Annotated in this window: 30 protein-coding genes and 1 pseudogene; 24 read left to right on the top strand and 7 right to left on the bottom strand. The window is 67.1% G+C overall.

The annotated features are described in order from the left end of the window. Nucleotides 1-39: 39 nt before the first annotated feature. Genes ACZ79I_RS20840 through ACZ79I_RS20865 form a run of 6 tightly spaced genes read left to right on the top strand, consistent with a single transcriptional unit; the run spans nt 40 to nt 6,419 of the window. Nucleotides 40-567 carry a flavin reductase family protein gene (locus ACZ79I_RS20840; protein ID WP_471499005.1) on the top strand — a complete coding sequence of 176 codons (528 nt, stop codon included), beginning with the start codon at nt 40-42 and terminating at the stop codon, nt 565-567. Next, a complete protein-coding gene (locus ACZ79I_RS20845) occupies nt 564-1,634 on the top strand; it encodes an LLM class flavin-dependent oxidoreductase (RefSeq protein WP_471499006.1) in 1,071 nt (356 codons plus the stop codon). Before ACZ79I_RS20840 ends, ACZ79I_RS20845 begins: the two co-directional genes overlap by 4 nt. Next, a complete protein-coding gene (locus ACZ79I_RS20850) occupies nt 1,631-3,391 on the top strand; it encodes a non-ribosomal peptide synthetase (RefSeq protein ID WP_471499007.1) in 1,761 nt (586 codons plus the stop codon). Before ACZ79I_RS20845 ends, ACZ79I_RS20850 begins: the two co-directional genes overlap by 4 nt. 48 nt (nt 3,392-3,439) lie before the next feature. Further along, nucleotides 3,440-4,651: a cytochrome P450 gene (locus ACZ79I_RS20855; protein WP_471499008.1), complete on the top strand. Its 1,212-nt coding sequence runs from the start codon at nt 3,440-3,442 to the stop codon at nt 4,649-4,651. Between the two features lie 42 nt (nt 4,652-4,693). Then, nucleotides 4,694-6,037, top strand: a complete 1,344-nt coding sequence (locus ACZ79I_RS20860) for an FAD-dependent oxidoreductase (protein WP_471499009.1) — start codon at nt 4,694-4,696, stop codon at nt 6,035-6,037. A 55-nt stretch (nt 6,038-6,092) separates the two neighbouring features. Then, complete coding sequence (locus ACZ79I_RS20865) at nt 6,093-6,419, top strand: antibiotic biosynthesis monooxygenase family protein (protein ID WP_471499010.1); 327 nt, start codon at nt 6,093-6,095, stop codon at nt 6,417-6,419. A gap of 16 nt (nt 6,420-6,435) precedes the next feature. Here the strand turns inward: ACZ79I_RS20865 and ACZ79I_RS20870 are convergent. Then, nucleotides 6,436-7,415 (bottom strand): annotated as a pseudogene (locus tag ACZ79I_RS20870) (isocitrate/isopropylmalate family dehydrogenase). 468 nt (nt 7,416-7,883) lie between these two features. Between ACZ79I_RS20870 and ACZ79I_RS20875 the strand changes: the two are divergent. After that, nucleotides 7,884-8,189: a hypothetical protein gene (locus ACZ79I_RS20875; RefSeq protein ID WP_471499011.1), complete on the top strand. Its 306-nt coding sequence runs from the start codon at nt 7,884-7,886 to the stop codon at nt 8,187-8,189. Between the two features lie 421 nt (nt 8,190-8,610). After that, nucleotides 8,611-8,940, top strand: a complete 330-nt coding sequence (locus tag ACZ79I_RS20880; RefSeq protein ID WP_471499012.1) for a hypothetical protein — start codon at nt 8,611-8,613, stop codon at nt 8,938-8,940. Between the two features lie 137 nt (nt 8,941-9,077). On the opposite strand, the gene ACZ79I_RS20885 is transcribed toward ACZ79I_RS20880, so the two are convergent. Both ACZ79I_RS20885 and ACZ79I_RS20890 read right to left on the bottom strand, forming a co-directional pair. Next, a complete protein-coding gene (locus tag ACZ79I_RS20885) occupies nt 9,078-9,536 on the bottom strand; it encodes a hypothetical protein (protein ID WP_471499013.1) in 459 nt (152 codons plus the stop codon). A gap of 66 nt (nt 9,537-9,602) precedes the next feature. Next, nucleotides 9,603-10,004: a hypothetical protein gene (locus tag ACZ79I_RS20890; protein WP_471499014.1), complete on the bottom strand. Its 402-nt coding sequence runs from the start codon at nt 10,002-10,004 to the stop codon at nt 9,603-9,605. A 333-nt stretch (nt 10,005-10,337) separates the two neighbouring features. Between ACZ79I_RS20890 and ACZ79I_RS20895 the strand changes: the two genes are divergently transcribed. Next, a complete protein-coding gene (locus ACZ79I_RS20895; protein WP_471499015.1) occupies nt 10,338-10,748 on the top strand; it encodes a hypothetical protein in 411 nt (136 codons plus the stop codon). Between the two features lie 1,034 nt (nt 10,749-11,782). On the opposite strand, the gene ACZ79I_RS20900 is transcribed toward ACZ79I_RS20895, so the two are convergent. The 4 genes from ACZ79I_RS20900 to ACZ79I_RS20915 form a co-directional block, all read right to left on the bottom strand. Next, nucleotides 11,783-12,709: a HEPN domain-containing protein gene (locus ACZ79I_RS20900; protein ID WP_471499016.1), complete on the bottom strand. Its 927-nt coding sequence runs from the start codon at nt 12,707-12,709 to the stop codon at nt 11,783-11,785. Between the two features lie 6 nt (nt 12,710-12,715). Next, the gene (locus ACZ79I_RS20905; protein ID WP_471499017.1) at nt 12,716-14,011 is read right to left on the bottom strand and encodes a DUF262 domain-containing protein; all 1,296 of its coding nucleotides are present in this window, start codon (nt 14,009-14,011) and stop codon (nt 12,716-12,718) included. 296 nt (nt 14,012-14,307) lie between these two features. After that, nucleotides 14,308-14,568: a hypothetical protein gene (locus ACZ79I_RS20910; protein ID WP_471499018.1), complete on the bottom strand. Its 261-nt coding sequence runs from the start codon at nt 14,566-14,568 to the stop codon at nt 14,308-14,310. Continuing rightward, entirely contained in the window at nt 14,565-15,686 is a 1,122-nt protein-coding gene (locus tag ACZ79I_RS20915; protein ID WP_471499019.1) for a DUF1152 domain-containing protein, read from the bottom strand. The genes ACZ79I_RS20910 and ACZ79I_RS20915 overlap by 4 nt, the downstream gene beginning before the upstream one ends. 81 nt (nt 15,687-15,767) lie before the next feature. Between ACZ79I_RS20915 and ACZ79I_RS20920 the strand changes: the two genes are divergently transcribed. From ACZ79I_RS20920 to ACZ79I_RS20990, 15 genes are all read left to right on the top strand, one after another. Further along, on the top strand, nt 15,768-16,508 hold the full coding sequence (locus tag ACZ79I_RS20920) for a GntR family transcriptional regulator (RefSeq protein ID WP_471499020.1): 741 nt from the start codon (nt 15,768-15,770) through the stop codon (nt 16,506-16,508). Between the two features lie 151 nt (nt 16,509-16,659). After that, nucleotides 16,660-16,842, top strand: coding sequence for a hypothetical protein (locus ACZ79I_RS20925; protein ID WP_471499021.1), 183 nt, complete (start codon nt 16,660-16,662; stop codon nt 16,840-16,842). A 6-nt stretch (nt 16,843-16,848) separates the two neighbouring features. Continuing rightward, nucleotides 16,849-17,007, top strand: coding sequence for a hypothetical protein (locus ACZ79I_RS20930; RefSeq protein WP_471499022.1), 159 nt, complete (start codon nt 16,849-16,851; stop codon nt 17,005-17,007). 322 nt (nt 17,008-17,329) lie between these two features. After that, nucleotides 17,330-17,770 carry an ATP-binding protein gene (locus ACZ79I_RS20935; RefSeq protein ID WP_471499023.1) on the top strand — a complete coding sequence of 147 codons (441 nt, stop codon included), beginning with the start codon at nt 17,330-17,332 and terminating at the stop codon, nt 17,768-17,770. 89 nt (nt 17,771-17,859) lie between these two features. Then, nucleotides 17,860-18,588 carry a GntR family transcriptional regulator gene (locus ACZ79I_RS20940; RefSeq protein WP_471499024.1) on the top strand — a complete coding sequence of 243 codons (729 nt, stop codon included), beginning with the start codon at nt 17,860-17,862 and terminating at the stop codon, nt 18,586-18,588. A 122-nt stretch (nt 18,589-18,710) separates the two neighbouring features. Continuing rightward, a complete protein-coding gene (locus tag ACZ79I_RS20945; RefSeq protein ID WP_471499025.1) occupies nt 18,711-19,061 on the top strand; it encodes an SCO3933 family regulatory protein in 351 nt (116 codons plus the stop codon). Nucleotides 19,062-19,066: 5 nt separating this feature from the next. Next, entirely contained in the window at nt 19,067-20,437 is a 1,371-nt protein-coding gene (locus tag ACZ79I_RS20950; RefSeq protein ID WP_471499026.1) for an FtsK/SpoIIIE domain-containing protein, read from the top strand. A gap of 81 nt (nt 20,438-20,518) precedes the next feature. Further along, nucleotides 20,519-21,151: a DUF2637 domain-containing protein gene (locus tag ACZ79I_RS20955; RefSeq protein ID WP_471499027.1), complete on the top strand. Its 633-nt coding sequence runs from the start codon at nt 20,519-20,521 to the stop codon at nt 21,149-21,151. 19 nt (nt 21,152-21,170) lie between these two features. After that, on the top strand, nt 21,171-21,371 hold the full coding sequence (locus ACZ79I_RS20960) for an RING finger protein (RefSeq protein ID WP_471499028.1): 201 nt from the start codon (nt 21,171-21,173) through the stop codon (nt 21,369-21,371). After that, nucleotides 21,371-21,562 (top strand): mobile element transfer protein, encoded by a 192-nt coding sequence (locus ACZ79I_RS20965; protein WP_471499029.1) that lies wholly within the window; start codon nt 21,371-21,373, stop codon nt 21,560-21,562. The genes ACZ79I_RS20960 and ACZ79I_RS20965 overlap by 1 nt, the downstream gene beginning before the upstream one ends. A gap of 16 nt (nt 21,563-21,578) precedes the next feature. Then, nucleotides 21,579-21,773, top strand: a complete 195-nt coding sequence (locus ACZ79I_RS20970) for a hypothetical protein (protein ID WP_471499030.1) — start codon at nt 21,579-21,581, stop codon at nt 21,771-21,773. A gap of 14 nt (nt 21,774-21,787) precedes the next feature. After that, nucleotides 21,788-22,054 carry a SpdD protein gene (locus tag ACZ79I_RS20975; protein WP_471499031.1) on the top strand — a complete coding sequence of 89 codons (267 nt, stop codon included), beginning with the start codon at nt 21,788-21,790 and terminating at the stop codon, nt 22,052-22,054. 132 nt (nt 22,055-22,186) lie between these two features. Beyond that, nucleotides 22,187-23,491 carry a replication initiator gene (locus ACZ79I_RS20980; protein ID WP_471499032.1) on the top strand — a complete coding sequence of 435 codons (1,305 nt, stop codon included), beginning with the start codon at nt 22,187-22,189 and terminating at the stop codon, nt 23,489-23,491. Continuing rightward, nucleotides 23,484-23,717: an excisionase family DNA-binding protein gene (locus ACZ79I_RS20985; protein ID WP_471499033.1), complete on the top strand. Its 234-nt coding sequence runs from the start codon at nt 23,484-23,486 to the stop codon at nt 23,715-23,717. Before ACZ79I_RS20980 ends, ACZ79I_RS20985 begins: the two co-directional genes overlap by 8 nt. Nucleotides 23,718-23,727: 10 nt before the next feature. Continuing rightward, a complete protein-coding gene (locus tag ACZ79I_RS20990) occupies nt 23,728-24,987 on the top strand; it encodes a tyrosine-type recombinase/integrase (RefSeq protein ID WP_471499034.1) in 1,260 nt (419 codons plus the stop codon). The last annotated feature ends 47 nt before the right edge of the window (nt 24,988-25,034 follow it).

Consider the following 25,034-nt stretch of genomic DNA (forward strand, 5'->3'; position numbering starts at 1 on the left):
GCGGCCAAACCGGTCTCCGCAACCGCGTACAGAACACTGATGGCGGCCTTCCCGGCCGGCGTCGCGGTGGTCACCGCCGCCGACGAGGACGGACAGCAGTTCGGGATGACCTGCACCGCCGTCTCCAGCGTGTCGGTCAGTCCGCCCACGCTGTTGGTCTGCATCCAGCACTCCAGCCGCACCCTCGCGGTCCTCAGCAGAACCGGCCGTTTCGCCGTGAACCTGCTGGACGATCGGGCCCGCACGGTTGCCGAACTGTTCGCCAGCCGGGGTCCGGACCGCTTCGAGCACGTGGCGTGGACCGCCCGACCGGGGTGCGGCGGACCACACCTCGCCCACGACGCACACTCCGTCGCCGACTGCCGGGTCACCGGCTCGGTGCCCGTCGCCGATCATGTCGTCGTCTTCGGTGAGGTCTTCAGGGTCACCACCGGGAACAGCGCACGGCCGCGCCCGCTGGTCTACGGGATGCGCGAGTACTGGTCCCTGGCCCACACGGGCGCCGCGCCGCACCTCACCCCGCTGCCGGGATACCCCTCGAACTCGGACCCCGAGAGGAAGAAATGACGAGCTACGGGATATCGCTGTTGCCGGACACCCTCCCGGAGCAGCGCAGTGCCCAGGAGTACTACGCCAACCTGCTGGCGGTGTCCGAGCTGTCCGAGGACCTCGGGCTCGACTACGTCAAGATGACCGAGCACTACCTGCACTCCTACGGCGGGTACTGCCCCGATCCGCTTGCCTTCCTGTCGGCTGTCGCGGCACGCACCAGCAGGATCCGGTTGATGACAGGGGGCATCCAGGCTTCCTTCCACCACCCGATCCAGCTCGCGGCACGCACCGCCCAGCTCGACGCGCTCAGCGGCGGCCGGCTGGACGTCGGCTTCGCGCGTGCTTTCCTGCCCTACGAGTTCGACTCCTTCGGCATCGAGATGGACGGCAGCACGGAGCGCTTCCGCGCCACCGTCGACGCCGTCGTCCGGCTGTGGACCGAAGCCGGCGTGAGCGAGGACACGCCGTACTTCCGCTACCAGAACGCCAACTCCCTGCCGCTGCCGACCCAGGACCCGCACCCTCCCGTGTGGGCCGCCGCGCTCCTCACCCGTTCCAGCTTCGAGTGGATCGGCGACTCCGGCTACAACCTCCTGATCGCCTCGGCGCCGAGCCGGGAACAGGTGCACCAGGTGCGCGAGATGATCGAGGTGTACCGCAGCAGGTTCAGCAAGGCGCCGAAGAACGCCGGCAAGCAGCCCCGGGTCGCGATCAGTGTCGCGCTGTACCTGGCCGACTCGGACGAGGAAGCGGTCGAGCAGGGCACCGCGGCGCTACGTCGGCACTGGGACACCTTCGGCTCGGCCGCCGCCTCGTGGCGCAGCCGTACCTCCACGTCGTACCAGGGGTACCGCGAGGCTGTGGTCGACAAGCATCAGACCGGCCCGAGCGAGGCCGCAGGACTCGCGGTCATCGGCTCGCCCGACAGGGCGGTCGAGCAGCTGCGGCAGATCGAGAGTGAACTCGGGACGGACATCGTTCTGTTCCAGCTCGACCACGGTCAGCAGCCCCTGGAGACGATGGAACGCAGCCTGAAGCTGTTCGCGTCCGAGGTCCGCCCCCACCTGGGCGGGACGCGGTGACCGCGAGGCCCGTCGGCCGCACGATGCCCGAACTGTTCGAGATACAGGCGGCGAGCACCCCAGACGCTCCGGCCGTCCTGTACAAGGACACCTCGCTCACCTACCGCGCGCTCAACCAGCGCGCCAACCAGCTGGCCCGGCTGCTGATCGACCGGGGCGTTGGCCCGGACCGCTTGGTCGCGCTGGCCGTGCCACGCTCCCCCGAACTGGTCGTGGCACTGCTGGCGATCCTCAAGGCAGGCGGCGCCTACCTTCCCCTCGATCCCCGCTACCCGGCCGCCCGCAAGGCGTTCATGGTCCAGGATGCCGCCCCGACCCTGCTCGTGCGTGCCGGAGCGGGCTCGGCCGAAAGGGCGGAACTGGACGAGGTCGTGCTCGACTCCGAGGCGTGCGCCGAAGCCTGCTCCCGGTACAGCACCGCGGACGTGAGCCAGTCCGAACGCCCCGAGCCGCTGTCGGACCTGCACCTCATGTACGTGATCTACACCTCCGGTTCGACCGGGACACCGAAGGGCGTCGCGGTCACCCATGAGGGTGTCGCAGATCTGGTCGCCACCCAGGCGGACCGCTTCCGGCCGGCTTCCGGCGAGCGCGTCCTGGCCTGGGCCTCGGTCAGCTTCGACGCGGGATTCTGGGACATCGCGCTCGCCCTGTTGCACGGGGGCACCCTGGTGGTGGCCGAAGACGAGGACTTGCTGCCGGGCGACGCCCTGCACGAGACCCTGGTCAAATACCGGATCGACCACGCGGTGCTGCCGCCGGCTGCGCTGAGCGTCACCGACAGCCAGGGAGTGCTGCCCCAGGGCACGATCATGTCCACGGGCGACGCCTGCACCCCCGCGCTGCTGCGGACCTGGGCAGCGGGGCGGCGCATGTTCAACGGCTACGGCCCCACCGAGGTGACGGTCGGCTGCACCATTGCCGGCCCGATCACCGAGGCGGACGGCGTGGGCATCGGCGTCCCCTGGGCCGGGGCCCGGGTCTATGTGCTCGACGAGCACCTGCGGCCCGTGGCCGACGGCGAAGAGGGCGAACTGTACCTGGCGGGCTCCGGGCTGGCCCGCGGTTATGTGGGTCGTCCAGGGCTGACCGCCGCGCGGTTTCTGCCCGACCCCTTCGGGCCGCCGGGCAGCCGCATGTACCGCTCCGGTGACCGCGGCCGAAGGGATGCCGACGGCCGGTTCCACTTTGCTGGCCGGATCGACGGCCAGGTGAAACTGCGGGGATTCCGCGTCGAACTGGGCGAGATCGAAGCCTTCCTCACCGATCAGCCGGACATCGATCTGGCCGCAGTGGTCGTCGAGGGAGAACTCGCCGACGCCCGGCTCGTCGCGTACGCCACCGCCCGTCCTGGTACTGCCGTCGCTCCCTCCGATCTGCGCGCCCGGCTGGCCGCAGCCCTTCCGGAGTTCATGGTGCCGACCCGCATCGAGGTGCTCGACGCCTTTCCCACCCTGCCCAACGGAAAGATCGACCGAGGCGCCCTGACGGGCCGGCACGGCACCGCTGCCCGGCAGCCGACCGGCCCCTCCCAGGAGGCGCGCTCGCCGGAGGACCGGCTGTACGACACGGTCGCCCGGCTGCTCGGCCTGCCGGAGGCCGCCCCCGAGGCGAACTTCTTCGACCTGGGCGGCAACTCCCTGCTCGCGGGGCGGCTGATCGGCTCGCTACGCGAGGAGCTGGGTGTGCGCGTGCCCATCCGGGTGGTGCTCGGGGCGCGGGACCTGAGGGAGATCGCCCAGTCCCTGAACGGGTGACACACCAAGGACGGCCGTACCGGGGCCGCGGCCCCGGTACGGCAAGGAATGGAGAGTTCCGTGACGCAGAAACTGGCCCAGTTCCCGATCCTGAAGGAGCCGGCCTGCCCCTTCGACCCGCCGTCCACCATGCGCGCGCTCGACGACCCGGTGCAGGTCAGGCTCTGGGACGGCAGCACCCCCTGGCTGATCACCGGATACGACCTCGGACGTAAGCTCCTGGTCGACCCCCGGGTCAGTGCCGACTCGACCAAGCCCGGCTATCCGCACTTCGACCTGGGCAGTCGTGAGCGCCGCAAGGACGGACGCTCGTTCGTGGCCATGGACGATCCTGAGCATGCCCGGCAACGCCGCATGGTCTCCTCACCGTTCGCCATCCGCAACATTGAGGCGCTCAGGGGCGATGTGACCGCCATCGTCGACGGGCTCATCGACGACCTGCTTGCCGGGCCCAACCCGGCCGACCTCGTCAGCCGGTTCGCTTTCCCAACCTCCACCCAGGTGATCTGCCGGATGCTCGGAGTGCCGTACGCCGACCACGAGTTCTTCCAGGAACAGAGCACTCTGATGCTGCACCGGGACAGCTCGCCCGACATGGTGGTGGGTGCCCAGGAGGCGCTGCGCGGCTATCTCAGGGAACTGATAGACCGGCAGACCAAGGAGCCCGCCGAGGGCCTGATCTCCTCGGTGATCGAGACCCAGGTACGCACCGGCGCGCTGAGCCCCGAGCAACTGTCGTACATCTCCATGACGCTGCTGGTCGCCGGGCTGGAGACCACCGGGAACATGATCGCCCTGGGCACGCTGGCCCTGCTGCGCAATCCCGACCAGCTGGCGCTTCTGCGGGAGACCGAGGACCAGACGCTGATCAACGGCGCGGTCGACGAACTGATCCGCTACCTCAACATCTCTCACTCCGGCCGCCGGCGCGTGGCCCTGGAGGACATCACTATCGGAGACACCACCATCCGAGCCGGAGAGGGGATCATCCTCGCCAGCGAGCTGGCCAACCGGGACCCGGAGAACTTCCCCCGTCCCGACCGCCTGGACATCACCCGCGACGCTGCGCACCACCTGGCCTTCGGCTTCGGCCCCCACCACTGCCTCGGCCGCCCGCTCGCCACCCTCGAACTCCAGGCGGTGTACGGCACGCTCTATCGGCGCGTCCCCACCCTGCGGCTCGCCATCGACTTCGCTGACGTCCCGTTCAAGTACGACGGTGTGGCCTACGGCGTCCGCGAGCTTCCGGTGGCCTGGTAGCCGGCCGGGCCCCGTGCCGACCCGTCTCAGGAGGAGCCCAACATGCACGACCCGCGTACGGACGCACCGGCGACGAGGAGCGGCATCGTGGTGGTCGGGGCCGGGCTGGCCGGCCCGGTCGCCGCGATCTACCTGGCCCGCCGGTTCGGCCGGGTCACCGTGCTGGAACGGAATGCCGACCCCCGTCACATCCCGGCCGGGCAGGGCCGGTCCCTCATGGTGATCCTGTCGCATCGAGGATGGGCGGTGCTGCGCGAACTCGGCCTGGAGGACGCCGTACGCCGGATCTGTGTGCCGCTCACGGCCCGCTGCGGTCATCTGCCGGACGGAAGTACCGTGATCACCCTCTACAGCCGTAACGGAGCACCGATCTGGGCGGTCGAACGGCACCGGCTGCACCGCCTCCTCTTGGACGCGGCCGAGGCCGAGCCGGGAGTCGGTCTCCACTTCGAGCGCCCGGTCCGCGCCGTCGATCTTCAGACACCAGCGTTACTGGTACGAGCCGGCACCGCCGAACGGTGGATCCAGTGCCAGCACGTCATCGGCTGCGACGGCGTGCACTCCGCGGTCCGTGCAGCCCTGGTCGAGCAGGGCGCTCACGAGCAGGTGAGCACCCTGGAGCTGGCCTACCAGGAGATCGTGCTCGACCTCCCTTCCTGCGATCGAGGGCTCATGCACTACTGGCCGGCCGGTGACGCCCTCTTCGGAGCGTTCCCTCTGGCCTCCTCCGAACTGTTCGCGGGTTCGGTGTTCTTCCGGAAGGACGGCCCCGCGCCCTCCTACACCGCCGCGGTCGGCGGCCCCGCGCTGGCCCGGCAGTTCGCCGACGTCTTCCCCGGCCTGGCTGCTGGCATTCCGGACCTGGATCGGCAGTTGGCCACCAAGCCGGTCTCCACCGTGCGGCTCACCCGCTGCGACACATGGACCTCAGGCGGCCGGGCCGTACTCGTCGGCGACTCCTGCCATGCCATGGCCCCTTTCATGGGACAGGGCATGAACTGTGCCTTCGAGGACGTCCGCACACTCGTGGGCTGCCTGGACCGGGAGGGCGACTGGCAGCGGGCGTTCACGGCCTACGAGCGGTCCCGGAAAAACGACGGCGACGCAATAGCCGACATCTCCTACCAGCACTACAGAACGATGTCCCGGCTGCCCGACCCCCGGCACGAGGCCGAAGAGGCCGTGGCCCGGCGGCTGGTGGCCCTGATGCCGGACCGGTTCGTGCCGCTCTACGAGCGCTGCGCGTTCAGCGAGGAGAGCTACAGCACCGCGCTCGCCGAGGACAGGAAGCTGCGGGAGCTGGCCCGGCGGATACTCAGCCGACACGGCTCCACCGCCGCCGACCTGCCCGATATGCAGCTACGCGCGTCCGTCCCCGCCCAATGAGCTGGTACCGCGCGTCAAGCACGTTCATCCAAGAAGGAATTGCCGGGAGGGCACAGTGATTCTGGTCGTCTTCAGGTCGCGTTTCTCCGAGCAGGTCGACGACGCGTACGGAACAACGGAAGAGTACCTGGCGAAGAAGGTCCGGGAGATGGCCGGCGACGACCTGGTCCATCTCAAGAACTATGTCGCCGAGGACGGCGAGCGCCTGGCCCTGGTGTGGTGGCGGAACCCCGAGACCCTGGAGAAGTGGCGCAACGACCCCGAGCACCAGGACGCCCAGCAGCTCGGCCGGGACAAGTGGTACAAGTTCTTCGAACTCAGCGTCGCCGAGATCGTCCGCGCCAGCTCCAGCGCGGACCCCGAGGAGTACCCAGCGCCCTGAGCGCAGGTACCGCCCGTCACAGGGAGGCGAGTACCGCGCGGGTCACCTGCTCCGTACTCAGAGAGCCCCCCAGGTCAGGGGTGACCCGCCCGGCCGCGATCGATCCGGCGACTGCGGCGTCGATCGCGGCCGCTTCGGCCTCGCGTCCCAGATGCCGGAGCAGCAGTGCCGTGGTGAGCAGGCACGCGAAGGGGTTGGCCTCGCCCTTTCCCGCAATGTCGGGAGCCGAGCCGTGTACCGGCTCGAACAAGCCGAAACCGGTCTCGGGGTTCAGACTCGCCGACGGCGCCAGACCGATCCCCCGGCCAGCGCAGCCGCCAGATCGCTGAGGATGTCGCCGTAGGAGTTGCTCGCCACGATCACGTCGAAGCGGTCCGGCTCGGTGACGAGCTTCATCGCGGCAGCATCGATGTAGAGGTGCCTGGTGGCCGTCCCGGGATGCTGATCCGCCGCGCGCCGCCAGCACTCCTGCCACAGACGGCCACCGGCTCGCACCGCGTTGGCCTTGTCCACGAGACAGACTTCGCGGCGCGTGGTGGAGAACGCGAAGTCCAGGATCCTGGAGACGCCGTGCCAGGTGTTGACGTCCGCGTCGATGGCCACCTCCTGGGGCGAGGACACACGGAGGTTGCCTCCGATGCCGCTGTAGAGCCCCTCGGTGTTCTCGCGGACGATCACACAGTCGATCGCGCGGCGCGCCGGATCCCGCAGCGGGCTGAGCCGATCGTGCAGCAGTCGGACCGGCCGGAAGTTCGCATACAGGTCGAAGCTGTGCCGTAGACGCAGCAGAACACCGCGTACATAGTCGGTCTCTTCCACATCGGGCCGTCCTATGGCCCCCAGCAGGACAGCGGAACTCGCGGATATCCGCGACAGATCCGCCTCACTCAGTGCCTGGCCCTCACGGCGGTAACGATCCGCGTCGACGTGATCGAGGACATCGATCGACAGGCCGGTATCAAGCGCATCCAGCACCTTGAGCGCACACTCGACCACCTCAGGACCGATGCCGTCGCCAGGGATGACAGTGATGGAATCCAACGGTCACCCTTTCTGGAGTTGGGAAAGGGAGCATCCGCCGACCGTTCGACGACCTGGGCACGGCGTAGGGTCAGGCTAGGTGTCTCCCATCCCCGACTGTTCGCTTCTGTCATGGATCATTCATCCTGGTGAGGTTCCCCCGGGATGCGGGGAGAGCGGCTGGTGGTAGGGGTGGTGACGGGCCACCGAAGGACTCGACTCACCGCTTCTCATGACCGAGGTGGCCGGTGACCTTCCGATAGCGTTCACCGCCTGGCCCTTCGTCGACGATCACGCGGCTGAAGAACGCCGGGTACGGGATGGAGAATACGAAGACACCTCCGGGACGCAGCGCCGCCGCGACGTCGCGTCAGGTCGGATGACGTCTGCGGGCATCCCCGAGTGAGCCCAGCACCAGGCCGTGTCTCCTCGATCATGTGACTCATGGGCCTGGCCGTGCTCGGCAGGGGAGACCTCACCGACGATGCGTGGGCGGTGCTGGATCCGCTCGACGGCCTCGGCCCGCACCTCCCGGCGCCGGTCCCCGTCTATCACCGCCGTGCCGATCACCATGACGTCGAGTTCTTGCCGGGCATCCGCCGGCATCCGTCAGAGTCTGCGCAGCTGCTCCCGACCAGAGGCCCCTCCGAGGTGCTCTGGGTGATGACCGTCACGGGCTGCTCCAGGTGTGCAGCCCGGTCCCGACACGCACGCTGGGGAAGCTGTCCTGCCCTGTCCGAGGCGCTGTGACGGCCGCCACACATGCAGTCAGCCTACTGATCGGCGCGCTCGCAGTTGCGTCGGCCGCCCCCGGTCGCAGCCGATGCCGACTAGGCACCGGCCGGGGAAATGCAACCAAAACTGCAACCACAGAACGACGAAGGTCCCGACCGCTGAACGGTCGGGACCTTCGTCTGCCCAGGCGGGCGGTTGCGGAGGATACGAGATTCGAACTCGTGAGGGGTTGCCCCCAACACGCTTTCCAACTGTGGTGGTGGGGTCTGGGGCATCGGACGGGGCCGTTCACCTGCGTTCATCGACGGCCGGTCGTGCGTCCGGCTACCGCCTTCGGTCTCGTCTGAACGGCCGTGAACGGCGCTGAATGAGACGGAAACTGAGACGGACAGCGGGGGCAGGCTCGCTAGCATCTTCGCTGTTGAAGGGGGGAACCATGGCACTGGTCCGCAAGGGATCACGACGGATCGTTGTCGACGGCACGACCTACCGCTGGCGGCTGCGAGGCAGGCCGACGTACGACCAGGGCCTGGCATGGTCGCCTTGCACGTTCGCGGTCGAGCATGCGGACACCCCAGGTACGACGCTCGTGGTCACCACCGACCAGCCGCATCCGAGCAACTGGATCGGTCGAGGAACTGTGCCTGTACTGCCGTCCGATGTTGCCGCGGCTGTTCAGTTCGCTCTGCGAGAGGGTTGGACTCCGACGGCTCTGGGCTCCGCGTTCCACCTCGACCAGTCCGCCGGCTTCACGCCTTCACACTGAACAGAGCCGGAGAATCGTTGGGGCCTGTACCTCAGCCGACGACAGTCCGCCACGACGGCGGGTGCGCCGACCGATCAGGCGCGCGTGTGCCTTGCTGCACCCCCACCGGCCTCCGCCACGCCTCCGTCGGTGGTTGATCAACCACCGTAGCGGCTGCGCAATTCCTCGGTGACCCTCGACATCAGCCCTATCGCGCCTTGCGGTTGGGCCTCCGCCAGCGGACGTTCCGTCTGGGGGTCGTAGGCAGTCAGCCCCGTTTCCTTCTCAACGATGGCCGCCAGGGCAAAGATCTTGCCGAGCACGACCGCAGCATCTTCCCCTGCATGCCAGTAGGGCACGGTGATGCTTACCTCGTCACCGAAGACGGACAGGTCGATGCCGGTACCCGAGTGGCTGAGGTCTCGCGACTCCTGTTCGTACTCCGTGATGTCCACTTCGCCCAGCAGAAGCCGGGCCTGCGGGACTATGCGTTCCCAAGCTTCAAGGAGGCGGGCCGGGATCGGCTCGCTGTGCTGGGCCGCGTCTTCCATCGCCTCCAGGACCTCATCCCAGGACTGCCCGTCGCGTCGGCTCAAGAAGTAGATGTCGTAGCTCATCGCGCGATCGTAGACACTCCTCTCGCTGGCCACAGGCGACCCTGATCTCTCACGACGAGGGGTTGCTCACCAGTCCCGCCACCGGTCCGTGAGCTCGTGCCGGCCGAGCCCGTGCCTGGCGGTCAGGGCCGCGACGTTGACTCCCTGCTCGGTGAGCGCCTCATCGATGTAGGCGCACAACTGCTCGCGCTCATCGGTTTCGAAGGCGCACTCGTCGTGAGCCTCGTTCACGGCGTTCAGGGCCAGGACGACGCGCTCCACTGCGGCGAAGATCCGTGCGTCGTCTCCTTCAGCGAGCGTGGGCAACTCGGCCTCGAACACGTCGAGGACGGCATCGGTCTCCAGCAAGAGCTCTTCGGGGAACAACTCGACCATGCACGCGCAGTCGGGATCCAGGGTGCCGACGGCAAGCTCCGCGGCCTCCTTGGCTATGCCCCTGCGCCAGTTCGTCGTCGGTCTCTCAGCCATGGAGCGGACCGTACAGCGCAGGTCTGACAGCAAGACCCGCCTTCACGAAGGAACCTCAGCTTGGGAAGCTAAGGTGATCTACGCCCGGTTGTTGGGCTGACCTGCAGTGACGCGGTCTCTGCGCCTGCTTGGCCACTGGATTGGTCCCCGGTGTTCCCCGCACGATCTGGCACGCATGTGGCACACTCCTCCGCCCTAACCCCGGGTTGTCGCCCGAGTCGCCCAGGGTGTGCGGTTGTCAGTAACGACCAGCGACACACGTGAAGTGCCGCGCAGCATGCCGGAGTTGCTCGCTAGGATCGGTTCACTGGGCCCAAACGGGGAGGGAAGATCGTGGAGCCGACGCTCATCGCCTTGGCCAACGCAGGCGGTACGGCCGTCGTATCGGCCATGGCTACAGACGGCTGGCAGACACTTCGATCAGGCGTCGTTGATCTGTGGCGCCGATTCCGCCCAGACTCCGCTGTCGAGCTGGAACGAGACCTTGAGACGTCGCGTTCTGCACTGCTCGCCGCTCCCGACACGGAGATCCAACCCATACGTCAGGCTCTTCAGTCAGCCTGGCAGGGGCGCATGCTGACGCTCTTCCTGGAGGATCGGGCCGCTGCGGCAGAGTTCGAAGGCTTGCTGTCCAAACTCACGGAAGCCGGCTCACACAGGACGAACATCACCTTCAACGCCGAGGCCCGTGATCACGGCCGGGTGTACCAGGCAGGCGGGAACCAATTCATCAGCGAGCGATGAGCGCCAGGTAGGACGATGGTGATGGCCCCGGGCCAGCGTGACGAGGAAGGCTCTCGGCGGCAGATGTATGGTCATGCCGAGGGCGACGGGCGTGTGTACCAGGCTGGACGTGATCAGCATCTGACAGTGCACGTGCATGGGGAGCAACCACAGCCTCAGTCGTATGGGAGTGTCCGCAACGCGCGTGCATCGCTCTACGTTCTGCTTCAACTCGTGGGCACACTCGCGTTTGTAGTGGGCTGCCTCATAGTTGCTATGACCCTCCGGAAGGCACTATTTAGCGCCCTGTTCTTTCAGGGCTGCGGCATCGTGGGCGCGAGCTTGGTACTGATGATGATCGTTGAGCGGCTCTTCACAGGTCGCTGGCATAGGTGGTCACGCCCCCGCAAGCGAGCATCGCGAACATAGGGAACCGGGCACACATCAGGTCCCTCATCTGCAGGGATGCCGGTAGATAGCGGAGTCTGATCCACTCGGGCCACTTCTTCTTGCCCTGGGTGTTGTCGGGGATCTTGGTGAGCTGGGTTCTTGCTGGTCGGGGCGGTGGACTCGTGCTCCTGGCGGTCGTCGTTGGTCGTCATTGGCTGCTGTTGAGCGACCTCGGACGGCCCAGGGACGGCCCAGCCTTGCCCGGTGCGGGGCCTCGCTCGTCTGACGGCCGGCACCTTCGTCGCGGCCCGTTGCAGCCTCAGCCGACGAAAGCCCGCCACGACGGCGCGTCAGCCGACCGACCAGGCGCGCGTGTGCCTCGCTGCACCCCCCGGTCTCAGCCACGTTGCCAGTGCCGTCGACCAGAGCAAGGCCCGACGGCCGACCCGTGAAGGCGGCTCGTGAAGGCGGCTCGTGATCTCCGCTCTGAAAACTCTCGGCTTGGAAGGCGTCGTTTTTGCGGGCGATTGTTGGGCTGACTTGTGACATAGCAAATGCGGACCCTAGCGGCAAGCGAGTTGCTCGCCTCCATTACGCGTGCTATCCGCCGGATCCGATACTTCCCCTATCGCGGGCCACACATTGGGGCCTGACCTATCCGAATGCTAAGGCGTGAGGTATACGCCAGAACCTTGATGTGGCTTACTCAAACCAATCGCAACTTGCTGGTGTCCGGCAGGCAAGTCGTTGAAAGCTCTCCCGCCGGACATGATGCTTTCGATCTTGGCTATCTTCTTCCGTTCAGATTGGGAACCCAGCAGCACATGGTCACCCACCCGGGCCTGATGATTGAGCACAGTAAGCGCGACCGTCTTATTGCTCAGCTTGAGTTTGCGATTGAGTACGCCGAGTCGAGCAAGCCGAGGAACATGATGCCGAGACAAGTGAAGTTCGACAGTCATTGCACAATGCTCCATGAAGTCCTCGCATTCAGCAAGCCAGGACTTCATGGTCGAAGCAGAGAGCACTCTTTGAGGAGACTGACCGTGAGCAATCGGATTTCGCTCTTGTACGAGTTCGGCCAAGCGAGAGGAATAAGTCTCGGAAGTTCCGGAAGAAGCGGGATCATTCATCCAGGACATATCTCGCTCCTCTACGCCGATGCGCTTCAGCCACTCTCGTACATTCGACGGCCAAACATTTCGCTCCAGTTTCAGGAGGGATGAACTGTCAGACCATTTGGCCGAGTAAATTTCGAGCAGCGCTTGTTTTATTTGGGATCGAGTTTGCGGATCCCCATCTGTCATGCGACGGGCGGTGTCGAGCGTCAACCTCTCGTGATTATTAAACACTGCATCCGGCATGGATCGAGCATACCTATGGCGATTCCCTAGGAACCCCATGCAGCCTTGCCCGATCTCGTCCAAGGAATATTGGCACGATGCATATGCCAGCAAGACCCAAGCTCCGTAGAAGTCGGAGCGCACAGAAGGGCCGTTCCCTTGACGAAGAGCTTGAGTGGAAGCATCAATGAACTGTCGAACCTCATTGAAGCGCACTGAACAGCGGCGCCATGCCGGATTCATGTACATGCCGGATCAGCTTTCTGCGTCAATGAAACTGCGCAGATACTTCTCCAATTCGATCTCGCGAGTCATTAGATCTGGGCGCTTCTGGCCTCGAAGGTTGAACACCCGTGAGTGTTCCTGGTAGAAGTGAGGTAGCCCGTCCCGGATCTGGTCTCGCTTGAGTCGCAACTCCTCCTTCCTTTCCAGGAGTCGGGAAAGCACATTCATTACGGCGTCGTAAATTGAGACGTAAGGGACGGTAGTCCAGCTGCGCACACGGTATCGCCGAAATGCCTGTTCACCGAAGATCTCCTCAGCGAGGTTGATCGTCTCCAGGAAAATTCCCTTAAGGCGGGCGAGCGTGTGCGGCTCAAAATCATTCGCGGCCCGGAGGTATGCGTCAAGATAATCGCGGATATTGTCGCGATAAACAATCAACCGCTGACGGTTGGCGAAGAATCGAAGCACAAGCTCTACGTCCGTCATTTCGCGCCATGCGCGAGGAATGTCAGCCGCTTCACCAAGTTCCGCCACGGAGAGATCGGTCGAGTTCTCTAGCTCTTCTTCACCAACTGCCGCCACGCCGACCAGTTCCTCAACATTTTCCGGGATTCCCCAAAGGCGACGTAGGGCAGGCGTTTCAGCAAGGCTCTTACATAGGACGTTCATGGGTCCGTCATACAGGGCATTCCTCACCTCTTGATGTGATAGCTGAACGCCGCCAGTATTAATTCGTCCGAATACAAACCTTTTCAGGCGCTCCGGATCCTCACCCCCGTGCGTGGTTTCTTTGAGTAGAACAATCGAAGAGAGGTATCTGCGACTGATTCCATCCTTGATTCTCGACGGCAGCTGAGAATAGCGCATCCCTTCGAGTTCGGTCCAGTATTCCAAACCGGACAGCTCGAAAGAGTTTGTGTAGAATTCTTTTAGTGCAGTCAAGCGCTGAAGGCCGTCCATCACCTCGTAGCGATTGAAATCATATTCGTAGAGGAAAATTGGCGGAACCGGCACATTCATGATGAATGATTCGACCAGCCTGCTCTTTTGGCCAACCGTCCACCTGTGACGCCTCTGATACTCTGGATCGAGCTTATAGTTGCCAGACTCAAGAAGTCCCGTGATGGATTCTAGAGGGTAGCGAGCTTGCTCAGTGACGATCCTGATTTCGCCTCGGTCGTACCGTTCGTTAATTTCTTCGTCTGAAGGCCGCGCTCCGCGCGTTTGTTCCGTGAGGCGCTTTTCGATAAGTTCCCCGCTGAGCAAGGAGGCGCGCTGCCTAAACACCAGACGCCGCATTGCTTCTTGGTCCTGCTCTGCTGTCATTAGAACCCCCTCATGGCGCTGGTCAAGATGAGCTAAGGATAGGGCAGGCGCCTGTCCATTCTCGTGCAAGAGATCCAGTTCGAGGCCTGAATGTGCTACGTGAGGGCTGCGGAGCCTACCGCGCCAGCCGCGTTGTACCTCTCCTCCCTCCCTGGTAGCACACGCTGATTGCTCTGAGCGCGGCACGGGCGCCAGCCGGGCTGGAGCGGGACGAAGGCAGGAGCGCAGGCCCGGCCGGGGGCCGGGCCGCGCGCGGGAAGCGGAGCGAGCCGCACTTGAACCCGTGAAGAGGGTTGTTACTCAGGCTTCGGCTGATCCCGCTGAGGCTCGTCGTGCTCTCGGGCCTGGCGGCCTGTGATTCTGCGGGACTGGTCCGCAGCTCGTTGAAGGGACTGGGCTACCCGTTCTGCGTCGTCTGCAGACAGCAGGACCTCTTGTGTCCAGAGGATCGACAGCCTGATGGAGCCGGTCAACAGGTTGACGGCCACGTCGACTTCGGTGCCGTTGCCGGTCACGTCTCGCACGTTCAGGTCGGGGTCGCTGCTGAAGGCACTCATGAGGCGATTTCCGCAGGGCCGGCGGAGGTGGCGCTGATGCGCCACAGTGGCGCGACGTACTGATCTGGTCGGCTCTCGATGAGCATCTTCCTGAGGGCCTCACGCTGGCTTCCTGGAAGGCCGATGGCTTCCGTGATGCGGCGGAAGGTCGTGTGTGTGGCTCCGTGGTCGCGGGCCTTCGCTTCGAACTGGTCGACCTGCCCGAGAGCGGCTTCCGGGTCGAGGTTCGCTGACGGTTGCTGCTCGCTGAGCCACGCTGCCTTGTTGCGCTCGTAGTCGATCTCTGAGTATCCGCAGATCTCTCGGCTGTGCTGCTCGGCTTCTTCGAGGCTCTCTGTCGTCAGGAGTGCGCGAGCCAACCGGTTCCTGCCGAGAGCGTCGTCCAGCTCTGTGTCGTAGACCCGCGGGCCTTCGCTGGTGAGGGGCACGGGAAGTCCCGCATCCCGTACCTCGCACACCCCTCGTACGCCCCTGGCCGTCGCTGCGAGCATTGCGGTCACCTCCGACGGGTGCCACTCCAGGACAGAACTGATCGGGTCGGTGTCCTTCGGGGTGAGGGTGTGGACGACAGGGCCCAGCGCTCCGCGCAGTTCGTCGATGGGGACTTCGCCATCAAGGCCGGGACCGGCAACGAGCAGTCGGATTGAAGCGTTCACCTGGCAGCAGGCGGCGAGCGTGAGGGCGTCGGCAAGTGGGCTCTTGAGCGTCGGCTCGTCGCCTTGGGCGAGGATGTCCCCGCCTACGTCCAAGAGGTCGATCGAATCGGGCATCAGGTGGCTGATGAGCTCTTCGAGTTGGCGCGTGATGCCCTCGGCACCGTGGTGAGGGTCGATCAGCGCGAAGGTGTGCGGGAGCTCTGCCGCGAGGCGGGGGAGGGTGGAGCCTGCGGGAGCGATCGGTCGGGCCTCGGCCGGCACCGCCCAGACGGCCGGGGTGATCTGCTCCAGGCCGGTGAAGTTGCCCGCCCCGCGCGGGCCCGGTACCGGGTCGATCAGAAGGCGGTCCCACGCGTACGTGAGGATCACCGCTCGTTCCTTGCCACCGTACAGAGCGGCGTCCAACATCGCGGCGGCGACGGCGTCGCCCCCTCCTCCGGCAGCCACAATCAACCGCGTCACGTGTTCAGCGTACGGGGTCAGGGCTTGGCCACTGCCCCTATAGTGGCATGAGGTAATAGCCACTTTGAGGGAACGGGAACGATGCCGCAGATCGAGGAGGCTCAGCCCAAGTACCTGCAGATCGCTCACTACATCCGTGATCAGATTCTGCGGGGGGACTTGCGGCCGGGCGACGAGGTTCCGTCTGAGCGACAGCTCGCGGCGGACTGGAACGTGTCGAGGCCGACGGCTGCCCGCTCGTTGCAGGCGCTGAGCCATCAGGGCCTGGTGGAGAAGCGGCAGGGGTCGGGGACGTACGTGCGGAGTCTGGAGGTCAACCGGCGGGCGCGCGAGCTCTACGGGCGGGCCCGGCAGACCGGGAAGATCTACAGCCCGGGTGAGTACGCGGTGATCACCTCGGCCGGGTGGATGGACGCGCCGGACCATGTCGCAGAAGCCCTCGGACTGGCCAAGGATCGCCGCGCGGTGCATCGCCGACGGGTGACCAACAGCCAGGACGGTCCGATCACGCTGTCCACCTCGTGGTTCACGCCGGACGTCGGGCAGCGGGCGCCGAAGCTCCTGGATCCGGAGCGCATCCAGGAGGGCACTTTGATGTACGTCGAGAAGATGACGGGACGTCAGGGAAGCTACGCAGAGGACCGGATGTGTGCGCGTACGTCAACCGACGAGGAGGCGGCGGACCTGAAGCTGGCTCCGGGCGCGGCGGTGTTGATCGTGCATCACGTGGTCTATGACCTGCAGGATCGGCCGTTGGAGTTCGCAGAGGCCACGTACCCTCCCGGTCGCTGGGCGTTCGAACAGGGGTATCCCCTGACCTGACGGGTGACCTTTCTTGGCTGACTGCTTGCGCGAGACAAGTGGCTAATGCCACCATCCATCAAGTGGCTAATTCCACTTGGCTGGCGGTGTCGCACAGAGCGTCAGCGGCGCCGGGCTGTCGAACTTCCATGCCCAAGACCGGAGACGGCTCATGTTGACCATGGATGAACTGCACCTGCTGCGTGAATCGCCGCTCGGCGCCGGCTACTGGTGTGAGGCGGTGGTGTACGTCTCCGACACTGGCCGATCCTTCTGGCTCGGCTCGCACCCGGCGACCACGCCTCGGCTCGCTTTACGTTGGCTGCGCGGCCGGGCCGGTGATGTCGCCGACTAGCTCGACATGGCCGAGGCCCGCCCGGCTCGCTCCTGGATCTGGGATGACGCTGAGCATGAGCGGGCCCTGTTCGCGCTTACGCAGGGCGAGATGTACGCCTTCACGATCTTCGATGGCGTATGCCGCTATGTGCTGTCGGCCCGGCCGACCGGCGGTGCACGGTGAGCGGGCTCATCTCCCCGGCGGATCGCGTGTGGGCGGTGTCCCTCCTTGGTTGTGAATCCCTGGGTTCTGCTTGCTTACGCCAAGTGGCTAATGCCACCATCCACAAAGTGGCCTTAGCCACTACTGATGAAGGGGGCATGACGTGACGAGTCGACGGCCCGAACAGGAGAGACGTCGGGCCTGTCGCGGATGTCGAGGCCGGGGCTGGAAGCACGTCAGTTCGCGCACGGCTCTTGCGCTCGCCACCGCCAACGACCGCGTACGTGCCACATCGAAACGGCGCTGCCTCGACTGCGACGGCAGCGGCAAGGAGTAAGCGCGGATGGGCAACATGACTGACAACGGCAGCGCTCCCGGCGCCACTCGGCTCGGAGCACTGCTCCTGCATCCGGCCGCCGAGTCGGTGCCCCGAGCGCGGCGGTGGTTCCGGAGGTTCGTCGCGGTCCACGAACCCGCCTGCTCCCTCGACGACTGCACGCTGATGATCTCGGAACTGGTCACCAATGCCATCCTGTACGGCCGGGCCGACGACTCGTGGCTGGTGCGGGTGGAGTGGTACCGGCAAGGAACCTCCCTGCGGGTGGAGGTCCACAACCCGGGCTTTCCCGTGGACGTGCAGGTGCGGCACCCCGAGGCGGATGACGCGCACGGGCGCGGCCTCCTCCTGGTCGACTCCATCGCCCATTCGTGGCGCTCTGGCTCCAGCCGCTTCGGTGGAACGGTGGTCTCCTTCGAGATGGCCGATGCCTGGCCGTCGTCGTGACCGGAGCACCGCCCGTCTCTACTGCGGATACGGGAAGGCCGTTAGTCTGGTTGACCAGTTGACTTGGCTGATTCCGACGGGCGGCGTCCATGGCGTATGAAGTGGCGGCACCGAAGTACGTGCGCCTCGCACAGACGATCCAGCGCCGCATCGAGGACGGCACCTACCTGCCGGGCACCCGGGTTCCGAGTGAGAACCAGTTGGTGCAGGCGTTCGGCATGTCGCGTCCGACCGTCGTGCGGGCGCTGGAGATGTTGAAGCGGGACGGCTGGCTGGAATCCCGGCAGGGGTACGGCACGATCGTCAGGGGCCGTCCTGAAGGCGTCGAGCAGAAGGATCGCCGAGGCCGTGAGCTGCTGGAGCGTGAGGAGTCACGTGTGCCGGGACGCCTGGTCGAGGTGACGCGTGTACCTGTTCCGGCGCGGGTTGCCTCGGCGCTTGGACTACCCAAGCGGACGAAGGTCCTCATGCGTCGCTTCCTGGTCGAAGAAGACGGCGAAGCCGTCGAGTTGGTCTCGTCGTACTTCCCGGCCGGCCTCGTCGAGGGTACGGCGCTGGAGAGCGCCGACGCCTTGGACGGGAGCGTTCGTGAACACCTGGAGGCGCGAAAGAAGGTCCACTTCGACCGTGTGACGGAGCGTGTCTCGGCCCGGCTGCCGGAGCCTGGAGAGGCTTCCCTGCTGGGGCTGCCGGACGGGGTTCCGGTTCTCAGCGTCCTCGTCATCGCGTCCGATGCTTCCGGGCAGGCGCTGTACGTCTCCGATCTGCTGCTGCCTGCCGACCGGCAGGAGCTGGAGGACAGCTATCGCCTCAAGTGAACCCCCGTATGGGCGAGTTGCCTGCGGATCACGCTTGACAAGTCAACCTGGCATCCCTAGCTTCGAACTTGCTAAGTCAACTTGTCATGTGACGGGTTGGCTGACTCAGAAGGGAAATCTCTGTGCGTGTAATCCGTGTGGATGCCTCGTCCGCCACGATCCTGCTCACCGAAGCGCCGGCACCGAAGGTGCGCGACCGGCAGACCGGTGAGATCGCGAAGGACGCTGTGAGCGGTGAGGCGCTGATGACGGTCGGCGTCGTCTACATCGATGAGGGGGAGTCGTCCCTGATTCAGGTCACCGTTCCCGAGAGCGGTGTGACGGAGGGGCTGACGGTCGGTGCTCCGGTGTCGCTGCCGGGGCTGGTGGCGCGGCCGTGGGAGAGCGTGTTCAACGGGCAGCAGCGGCATGGCATCGCCTACCGGGCCACCGCTGTTGCGCCGGGTGCCTTCCCGATGGCTCAGGCGGGCTGATCGCCGTGACCGACCTGGTGACGTTGGCCGAGCTGGGCGGGCCGCTCGCTGCGATAGGCGGTGCGGTCTACGCCCGGCATGCGCATCCGGCGGCGTACTGGTCCGCGGTCGGGCTGCCGGTCTCGGTGGTCCGGCTGATGGCCTCGTATTCCTCGACTATGGACGCGTGTGGGCTGACGGTTGCTCCCTCCAGGTGGCGGGTGCTGGTGACCCGGGCGGCCACGCGTCGGGAGGTTCGGCCGGTGCCGCCCCGCCGGGGCATCATCCGGCCGACCTCGACCGGTCTGCGCATCCGGCTCCGGCTGGCTGCGGGCCAGGAACCGGCGGACGTGGCGGCCTCGGCCGAACGGCTCCGGCACGCCTGGGGTGTTCACGCCGTCCATGTGCGGGACGTCAAGCCTGGTGTCGTCGAACTTCGGCTCGTCGGCTTCGACGTCTTACGGAAGGTGCGGATGCCCCGCCGGGCCGTAGGTGGACCGCTTCGGGTGCCGGTTGCGCTGCGGGAGGACGCGACCGCGTTCCTGCGGGACTACCGGACCGTTCCGCATGAACTCGTTCTCGGCGCCACGCTGTCCGGCAAGTCCATGTACCTGCGGAACCTGCTCACGGGGCTGGCCGCTCAGCCGGTGGTCCTGGTGGGAATCGACTGCAAGCGCGGCGTGGAGCTGGCGCCCTTCGCCCCGCGGCTGTCCGCGCTGGCGACCGACCCGGGCGAGGCTGCCGAGCTGCTTCCGGTGCTGGTGAAGGAAATGGAGGACCGATACGACCTGATCAAGGCCCGGCAGGGCATCGAGCCCGGCACCCCGGAAGAGCTGATCACCTCGGACATCTGGGGCCTGCCCGAAGACGAACGGCCCGCGCCCGTCGTGCTGTTCATCGACGAGGTGGCCGAGCTGTTCCTCGTCGCCACGAGGAAGGAGGAGGAACGGCGCGACGAGATGGTCACCCAGCTCATCCGGCTCGCTCAGCTCGGGCGGGCCGCGGGAATCTACCTGGAGGTGTGCGGGCAGCGCTTCGGTGCCGAGCTGGGCAAGGGTGCGACCATGCTCCGGGCCCAGCTCACCGGCCGTGTCTGCCACCGCGTCAACGATGAAGCCTCGGCCAAGATGGCGCTCGGCGATATCGCCCCTGAGGCCGTCTTCGCGGCCTGCGCCATCGCCCCCGAGCTGCCCGGCCTGGCCGTCGTCGGCGACACCTCCGGCGGCTGGTCCCGCATCCGCACCCCCCACCTGTCCCTCGCCGATGCCGCGGCCACCTGCCGCGAGAGGGCGGACCTCGCCCCGGACGTACCGGCCCTCACGCCCTTCCGGCCGTACGTCCCGCCGCCTGTGAAGGAATCCGGGCCGGTGGCCACGCCCCTCCCGGCCACCGAGTAGCGCACCCGATCCGACGGTCGGCACGGCCGACCGTGCCACGTCCCTACCCCCTCCATGCCTCAAGCCGGAAGGAGTCGCGCCGTGCGTGCCCTGCCCGTCCGCCTCGACGCGGTACTCATCCAAGCGGTGATCGCCGCCGCGCTGTCCTTCGCCCACCTGCACGACCTGGCCTCGGCCGCCGGACAGCACGGGTGGAAGGCATGGGCCTACCCGGTCTCCGTCGACCTGCTGCTGGTGGCGGCTTGGCGGCGGCTCCGCTCCGGCGGGGCGAAAGCGGCCGGGTGGTGCTGGTTCCTCGTCGCGCTGACCGCCTCGCTCGGCGCCAACGTCGCCACCGCCGGACTGCTCGACCTGGGCGCCGTACCTGCCTGGCTGCGCATCCTCGTCGCCGGCTGGCCCGCTGTCGCCTTCCTCGGCGGAACACTGCTCGCCCACGAGGCAACCGCAAGCGTTCCAGCGGATGAGCGCGGGGCGTCGGCCTTGGAACCCCCGACACCCGCCGTCCTGCCCACTGCCCCCGAACTGCCCGCCGCGAAGCCGGAATCGGCCCCGCCCGCGACAACTCCCGTTCCACCCGCCCTCGTCACGCTCGCGCGCAAGGTCGCCGACGAGCACCACGCCCGAACCGGAACAGCCATCGACACCCCGACCCTTCGCGCCCGGCTCGGCATCCCCATGCCGCTCGCCGAAGCCATCGCCACCCACCTCACCTGACCCCGGAGGACTTCCAACTGTGCGTCCGTCCACGCTCCGCGCGCTCAAACGCGCCGCCGAGCTGACCCGACAAAACCGCCTCACCGAAGCCGTGCTGATCGCCGAACCGGTGATCCTCGCCGCCGACAGCTATGAGGGCGAGGAGATCTTGCGCTGGCTCGCCGAGCACGTCACCGACTTCACCGGCGACAACCACCAGGACCCGAAGGAGACCGCCTGATGCCCGCCAACCGCCGCTTCCGCAACGTCGTCCGCATCGGCCCTGTCCAGGTCGCCACGTACTACGACGGCCGGGGCCGCGAGAAGCACACCGCCGCCTGCACCGCCCCGCGCTGCGGCTTCTCCACGGACTACGACACCCGGGCCGCCGCCGAGCTGGCCGCCCGCACCCACCGCTGCGCCGTCCGCTGATCCGCTGGGAGGACCCGTGACCATCACGCTGCCGCTCGTCCTCGTCCTGGGCGTCATCGCCTGGGCCGCGATCAAGTTCCTCGGTATCCGCCTATGGGTCGCCGTCGTGATCGCCCTGTTCGGCTTCTGGCTCTCGCACACCTTCCTCGCCCCCGCCATCGAAACCGGCACCCGCAGCGGCGTCGGCGTCGTCAACGGCACCCACGACTGACAAGGAGTCCCGCTGTGTTCCGCCCCAAACTCCCCGACCCCGCGCCTCTGCCCACGAGCCTCACCACGCACGTCACCCGCCACCAGGGCCAGGCTCCGGCCGCCTCCACCGGCCGTCCGGTCGCCCCGTTCGTGGGGCTCGGCGTCGGCGCGGTCGGCGCCGTGGTCGTCGTCGGCATCGTCCTCACCGCGCTACTGGCGGCCGTCGCCGTCTCGGCCGTGTCCGTGGCCATCGCCGCCGTCGTCCTGCGCTCCCTCGTCACCAGCGCCCACAAACGCTGACCGGCCGCCGGGGCGGCAACAACGCCGCCAAGCATCCCGCTGCCCCGGGGCCGTCCCTCCCAACCACCGAAACAGCCGAAAGGAACCACCATCATCACCCGGCACACTCCGCCCCCGCTGGCGGAACTCGCCATGCTGGCCTCCCTGGGCACTCTGCCCGAGCTGGCCCGCCAACTCTCCACCCTGGGCGGCTGCACCCGCCCCGTCCGCCTCGACGGCCACCGCACCGCATACGAGGTCAACACCACGACCGGCGAGATCGGCCGCGTCCTGCACCACCTGGACTCCGCCGCCCTCCCCGCCGGACAACTCCTCGTCCGCTGCAACAACCGCCGCGCCACCCGCTGCGCGGCCTGCGCCGAGACCTACCGCCGCGACACCTACCACCTGATCACCGCAGGACTCCGCGGCGGCAAAGGCACCCCCGAACAGGTCGCCACACACCCGCGTGTCTTCGCCACCTTCACCGCCCCCAGCTTCGGCCCCGTCCACAACCGCCCCAACAGCGGCCGGGCCTGCCGCTGCGGCACCCGGCACGACGAGAGCGACGCTGCCCTGGGCACGCCCCTCGACCCGGACACCTACGACTACGAAGCGGCCGTGCTGTGGAACGCCCATGCCGGGGCGCTGTGGCGGCGCTTCTCGATCTACCTCCGCCGGGAGGTCGCCAAGCGTGCCGGACTCACCCAACGTGCGTTCCGGCACCATGCCCGGGTCTCCTTCGCGAAGGTGGCCGAGTACCAGAAGCGCGGCGCCGTCCACTTCCACGCCGTCATCCGCCTCGACGGCCCGGAAGGCGGCGACACCCCACCCCCGGCCTGGGCCACCGCCGAGCTGCTGACCGACGCCATCCGGGCCGCCGTCACCGCCGCACGCATCGACGGACCGGAGGTCGACGGCCGGGCGCACCGCTTCGTCTTCGGCCGTCAGCTCGACGTCCGCACGATCCGCTCCGCCGACTTCGACGACGGCCAGGAGCTGACCGAGCGGGCCGTAGCCGCGTACATCGCCAAGTACGCCACCAAAGGCGCCGAGACAGCGACCGGCACCCTGGACCGGCCGATCCGCTTCCTGGCCGAGCTGGCCCAAGCCCGCATCACCGACCACGCCCGGCGCATGATCCGCACCGCCTGGACCCTCGGTGCACGTCCCGAACTGGCAGACCTCCGCTTGAGGGCTTGGGCCCACATGCTCTGCTTCCGCGGCCACTTCTCCACAAAGTCCCGCCGCTACTCCACCACCCTCGGCGCCCTCCGCGACGCCCGCGCCGAATGGCGCCGAGCCCAAGCGGCCCCGCCCGTCCCGCAGGACACCGAAACGACGCTCGTCCTCGCCCACTGGGTCTTCGCCGGAACCGGCCTCAGCACGGGCGAAGCCTGGCTCGCAGCCTCCCTCGAACCCGCCCCCGGAACGGAAGGAGAACCGACCCATGCCTGACTCTCGCCTGACTGCTGTCCTGCCGGAGACGGCCGACCCCTCCTTGGTGCTCCTGACCGTCGAGGAGGCGGCCCGGCGGCTCCGTATCGGCCGTACGACGTGCTTCCGGCTCGTCCTCGCCGGAGAGATTGAGTCGGTCATGGTCGGGCGGCTGCGCCGGGTCCCCGCCGACGCCGTGCCCGCCTACGTGGCCAAGCTGCGCCACCGGTCCGCAGAAGCGGCTTGAGGGGGACGGCATGGCAGAGCAGAAGCGCACTCGTCAGCCCAACGGGGCCTCGTCCATCTACCTCGGTAAGGACGGCAAGTGGCACGGCCGGGTCACGATCGGTGTCCGGGACGACGGCAAGCCCGACCGTCGGCACATCGAGCGCAAGACCAGGGCGGAAGTGACCAAGGCTGTCCGCGACATGGAGCGGGCCCGGGACGCCGGGAAACTCAGGAAGCCCGGCAAGAGCTGGACCGTGCAGAGCTGGCTTGAGCACTGGGTCGAGAACATCGCCAAGCCGTACGTCTCCGAGAACACCTACGACGGCTACGAGGTGGACGTACGGGTTCACCTCGTGCCCGGCCTCGGGGCCCACCGACTTGAGCGTCTGGAACCCGAGCACTTGGAGCGCTTCTACCGCCGCATGCAAGCGTCGGGGAGCTCCGCCGGCACTGCTCACCACGTCCACCGGACAATCCGGGTCGCCCTCGGTGAGGCGGTGCGGCGTGGGCACGTCTCCACCAATGCGGCCGAGATCGCGAAGGCTCCGCGCCTCGAAGAGGAGGACATCGAGCCGTACACGATCGAGGAGGTGCGAAGCCTGCTCGTCGAGGCGTCGAAGCTGCGGAACAGCGCGCGGTGGGTCGTCGCCCTGGCGCTGGGCCTCCGCCAGGGGGAAGCGCTCGGGCTCCACTGGGAAGACGTCGACCTCGACGCGGGGTACGTCCGCATCCGCAAGAACCGGCTGCGGCCCAAGTACCGGCACGGTTGCGGCGACGAGCCGTGCGGGCGTAAGGCCGGTTACTGCCCGAAGAGAGAGCAGATCCGGCGCGAGCACAAGAGCACCAAGTCCCGGGCCGGTCGCCGCACGGTCGGTCTGCCCGACCCGCTGATCAAGCTCCTGCGCCAGCACGAGGAGGAGCAGGAGAGGGAGCGGATCGCCGCCGGTGTCGACTGGGAGGGCAAGGGGTACGTCTTCGCCTCGCCGGTCGGCGGGCCGCTGAGCCCGAACACCGACTATCACGTCTGGAAGCGGCTTCTGCGGGACGCGGGCGTGCGGGACGGTCGCCTGCATGACGCTCGCCACACCGCCGCGACCGTACTCCTCATCCTCGGCGTCCCGGATGTCGTGGTCGACGCGATCATGGGATGGGAGCCCGGGGGAGCGGCCCGGATGCGGGCCCGGTACATGCACATCACGGGGACGATGCTGCGGAAGGTGGCGCAGCAGGTCGGAGACGCGCTCTGGGAGCCGCCGGGCCTGCCCGACGCGGGCCGGAAAGGCGAATGAGACGGAAACCGAGACGGACGAACGCCAGAAGGCCGGGCCACTTTCGT

This window comes from Streptomyces sp. PSU-S4-23 (assembly GCF_055632315.1).

Bases quoted from the DNA above. Each gene is read 5' to 3' on its own strand.
- ACZ79I_RS20840 (WP_471499005.1), top strand. From the start codon at position 40: ATGGCGGCCTTCCCGGCCGGCGTCGCGGTGGTCACCGCCGCCGACGAG.
- ACZ79I_RS20845 (WP_471499006.1), top strand. From the start codon at position 564: ATGACGAGCTACGGGATATCGCTGTTGCCGGACACCCTCCCGGAGCAG.
- ACZ79I_RS20855 (WP_471499008.1), top strand. From the start codon at position 3,440: ATGGAGAGTTCCGTGACGCAGAAACTGGCCCAGTTCCCGATCCTGAAG.
- ACZ79I_RS20860 (WP_471499009.1), top strand. From the start codon at position 4,694: ATGCACGACCCGCGTACGGACGCACCGGCGACGAGGAGCGGCATCGTG.
- ACZ79I_RS20875 (WP_471499011.1), top strand. From the start codon at position 7,884: ATGGGCCTGGCCGTGCTCGGCAGGGGAGACCTCACCGACGATGCGTGG.
- ACZ79I_RS20880 (WP_471499012.1), top strand. From the start codon at position 8,611: ATGGCACTGGTCCGCAAGGGATCACGACGGATCGTTGTCGACGGCACG.
- ACZ79I_RS20885 (WP_471499013.1), bottom strand. From the start codon at position 9,536: ATGAGCTACGACATCTACTTCTTGAGCCGACGCGACGGGCAGTCCTGG.
- ACZ79I_RS20890 (WP_471499014.1), bottom strand. From the start codon at position 10,004: ATGGCTGAGAGACCGACGACGAACTGGCGCAGGGGCATAGCCAAGGAG.
- ACZ79I_RS20900 (WP_471499016.1), bottom strand. From the start codon at position 12,709: ATGTACATGAATCCGGCATGGCGCCGCTGTTCAGTGCGCTTCAATGAG.
- ACZ79I_RS20905 (WP_471499017.1), bottom strand. From the start codon at position 14,011: ATGACAGCAGAGCAGGACCAAGAAGCAATGCGGCGTCTGGTGTTTAGG.
- ACZ79I_RS20910 (WP_471499018.1), bottom strand. From the start codon at position 14,568: ATGAGTGCCTTCAGCAGCGACCCCGACCTGAACGTGCGAGACGTGACC.
- ACZ79I_RS20920 (WP_471499020.1), top strand. From the start codon at position 15,768: ATGCCGCAGATCGAGGAGGCTCAGCCCAAGTACCTGCAGATCGCTCAC.
- ACZ79I_RS20925 (WP_471499021.1), top strand. From the start codon at position 16,660: ATGTTGACCATGGATGAACTGCACCTGCTGCGTGAATCGCCGCTCGGC.
- ACZ79I_RS20930 (WP_471499022.1), top strand. From the start codon at position 16,849: ATGGCCGAGGCCCGCCCGGCTCGCTCCTGGATCTGGGATGACGCTGAG.
- ACZ79I_RS20935 (WP_471499023.1), top strand. From the start codon at position 17,330: ATGGGCAACATGACTGACAACGGCAGCGCTCCCGGCGCCACTCGGCTC.
- ACZ79I_RS20940 (WP_471499024.1), top strand. From the start codon at position 17,860: ATGGCGTATGAAGTGGCGGCACCGAAGTACGTGCGCCTCGCACAGACG.
- ACZ79I_RS20965 (WP_471499029.1), top strand. From the start codon at position 21,371: ATGCCCGCCAACCGCCGCTTCCGCAACGTCGTCCGCATCGGCCCTGTC.
- ACZ79I_RS20980 (WP_471499032.1), top strand. From the start codon at position 22,187: ATGCTGGCCTCCCTGGGCACTCTGCCCGAGCTGGCCCGCCAACTCTCC.
- ACZ79I_RS20985 (WP_471499033.1), top strand. From the start codon at position 23,484: ATGCCTGACTCTCGCCTGACTGCTGTCCTGCCGGAGACGGCCGACCCC.
- ACZ79I_RS20990 (WP_471499034.1), top strand. From the start codon at position 23,728: ATGGCAGAGCAGAAGCGCACTCGTCAGCCCAACGGGGCCTCGTCCATC.